We start from the raw sequence: 690 nt of genomic DNA, 5'->3' as shown, positions 1-690 counted from the left end.
AAATGGAAGGCGCTGAACATCCACACAAGGAGAACACTGGCGGCAATCAGCATCACGATAGCGATAATGAAACTGGCGAGACGGCAGATCACTCAATTAAGGTGAACGGTCATCAAGAAATCACATCCACCAGCAGGACGTGTGACCATCTAATGATCGACCTTGAAACCATGGGAAAAAATCCTGATGCCCCGATCATCTCAATAGGTGCAATATTTTTCGATCCGCAAACCGGAGATATGGGACCGGAATTTAGTAAGACTATCGATCTGGAAACTGCTGGCGGAGTCATTGATCGGGACACCATTAAATGGTGGCTTAAGCAATCACGCGAAGCGCAATCTGCCATTATGACCGATGAAATCCCGTTAGATGATGCACTGTTACAATTGCGGGAATTTATCGACGAAAACTCCGGTGAATTTTTTGTTCAGGTCTGGGGAAATGGAGCCAACTTCGACAACACGATTTTGCGCCGTTCATACGAACGGCAGGGGATCCCCTGCCCGTGGCGTTACTACAACGATCGCGATGTACGCACAATCGTTGAGCTGGGGAAAGCCATAGACTTCGATGCCAGAACGGCTATTCCATTCGAAGGTGAGCGCCATAATGCACTTGATGACGCCCGTTACCAGGCAAAATACGTTTCAGTTATCTGGCAAAAACTGATCCCGAGTCAGGCTGATT

General features: G+C 48.1%; 1 protein-coding gene. It reads left to right on the top strand.

The window, feature by feature from the left end:
- The coding region (locus ATB02_RS25725; RefSeq protein ID WP_198600607.1) for a 3'-5' exonuclease at positions 1-690 on the top strand (690 nt) is incomplete at both ends.

The sequence above is a fragment of the Escherichia sp. MOD1-EC5189 genome (assembly GCF_002966045.1).
Lineage (GTDB): Bacteria > Pseudomonadota > Gammaproteobacteria > Enterobacterales > Enterobacteriaceae > Escherichia > Escherichia coli_F.
The sequence above is the reverse complement of the archived record's forward strand: the minus strand, read 5'-3'. Positions and strand labels throughout refer to the sequence as shown.